Annotated in this window: 3 protein-coding genes; 1 reads left to right on the top strand and 2 read right to left on the bottom strand. The window is 73.8% G+C overall.

Annotated elements, in window-relative coordinates:
* Positions 1-131 precede the first annotated feature (131 nt).
* Both LCE31_RS39495 and LCE31_RS39490 read right to left on the bottom strand, forming a co-directional pair.
* Positions 132-818, bottom strand: coding sequence for a hypothetical protein (locus tag LCE31_RS39495; protein ID WP_263632839.1), 687 nt, complete (start codon positions 816-818; stop codon positions 132-134).
* Entirely contained in the window at positions 730-1,506 is a 777-nt protein-coding gene (locus LCE31_RS39490) for an alpha/beta hydrolase (RefSeq protein ID WP_225023101.1), read from the bottom strand. Before LCE31_RS39490 ends, LCE31_RS39495 begins: the two co-directional genes overlap by 89 nt.
* Between LCE31_RS39490 and LCE31_RS39485 the strand changes: the two genes are divergently transcribed.
* Entirely contained in the window at positions 1,438-1,620 is a 183-nt protein-coding gene (locus tag LCE31_RS39485; protein WP_225023105.1) for a hypothetical protein, read from the top strand. The two genes, LCE31_RS39490 and LCE31_RS39485, sit on opposite strands and share 69 nt — an antisense overlap.
* Positions 1,621-1,623 lie beyond the last annotated feature (3 nt).

Raw genomic sequence — 1,623 nt, 5'->3', positions numbered from 1 at the left:
GCGGGCGCCCCCCCCCCCCCGCCCCCCCCGCGCCGCCCGGCCCGCCGGCGCCCGGCCGCCGGGGGGGGGGGGGGGGGGCCCCCCCCCGCCCCCCGCGCCGGGACGCCGGGCCCCGGGCCGAACCGCCGTTGTCAGACCACCGCGCCCCGGCCGGGGCCCCCGCCCCCTTCGTCGTCATCGTCGTCCTGCTTCATCCGCGCCACCAACGTCGCGATGCCGCCCAGGAATCCGCCCGCGCACAGCGTCGTCAGCCACCACGTCATGTCCCACTGGAACACCACCGCGAGCAGCGCGAGCACCGGTCCGCCGATCGCGCCCAGCCACGCGAACTTCGCCGTCGCGTCCGACTCCGGCAGCGGCGGCGGCTCGGGCGGGACGAAGTGGCCCTCGTCCGGGTCCTCCACCGGCTCCACGTCGCGCGGGCCGACGGGCACCGGGACGCCGACGCCCGGCGCGAAGACCACCGAGCCGCCGAGCGCCCGCGGCGGCGCCCCGTCCTGGCCCGCGGGGTCGGTCGCGGTGTCCGCCGGCTCTTCCTTCTCCTCCCGCGCTTCCTCCGCGGGCTCCTGCGTCGCGCTGCCGCTCTTGCTGTCCAGCGACGCCAGATCGTCCACCGACTTGAACGGCTTCGTGCCCGGCGGATCCGCCGGCTCCTCGCCGTAGCCCGCGACGATCGCGGCCCAGGCCGCGTCCTCGTCGAGCGGCTGCGGCTCGGGCTCCGCCTCGTGGTCAGCCACCCGTCCTCCCCTTCTGTCCGACACCTGGAGCGATCCGCGCGACGAACGCCGCGGCCTCCTCGAAGATCCGCTCCGCGTCATGGTCCAACGTCGCCACGTGGTAGCTCTGTTCCAGTACGACCTCTCGGACGTCCGTCGAGGACACCCGGCTCAGCACCCGCTGGGCGTCCCACGGCGGTACGACATGGTCCTGCCTGCTGCGCAGCAAGAGCAGCGGCTGCGTCACCCGCGGCAGCGATCCGTCCACGAGCGCGAACAGCCGCCGCATGGAGTGTGCCGCGTGCAGCGGCACCCTGGGGTAGCCGATCTCGTCGGCCCCGCCCTTCGCGATGTCGTTGACCAGGCCCTTGGTCGAGGGCACCAGGTGGCGCACCACCGGCAGCGCGTGCGCCGCCGCCCCGTGCACCCGTACCGCAGGGTTGACCAGCACGAGACCGTCGACCTCCGCGCCGTGTTTCGCCGCGAGCCGGAGGCTGAGTGCCCCGCCCATCGACAGGCCGAAGACGAAGACCCGCTCGCACCGCTCCCGCAGCTCGGAGAAGGCCAGGTCGACGCACGCGTACCAGTCCTGCCACCCGGTCAGCTGCATGTCCTGCCAGCGCGTGCCGTGTCCGGGCAGCAGCGGCAGCGACACCGTCAACCCGCGGTCCGCCAGATACTCCCCCCATGGACGCAGCGACCGAGGGGAACCCGTGAAGCCATGGCAGAGAAGGACACCGACATCGCCGCCCTCGTGACGGAACGGCTCGGCTCCTGGAAGGACCGGCACCGGGGTCTCCTGTTCCTGAAAGGGGAAGAAGGGAAGTGGGGAAGGGGGAAAGAGAGAAGGCGAGAGGAGGGAAGAGGCTGTGGGAGACGCGGAAAGGGAGGAATGGGGGAATGAGGG

Origin of the sequence: Streptomyces sp. 8L, assembly GCF_020176795.1 — a bacterium.
Taxonomy (GTDB): Bacteria; Actinomycetota; Actinomycetes; order Streptomycetales; family Streptomycetaceae; genus Streptomyces.
Note: the sequence above shows the minus strand (reverse complement) of the source record. Positions and strands in the feature narration are given on the sequence as shown.

Excerpts from the sequence above, each read along its gene's own strand:
- LCE31_RS39495 (WP_263632839.1), bottom strand. The coding sequence starts at position 818 with ATGACGCGGAGCGGATCTTCGAGGAGGCCGCGGCGTTCGTCGCGCGGA.
- LCE31_RS39485 (WP_225023105.1), top strand. The coding sequence starts at position 1,438 with ATGGCAGAGAAGGACACCGACATCGCCGCCCTCGTGACGGAACGGCTC.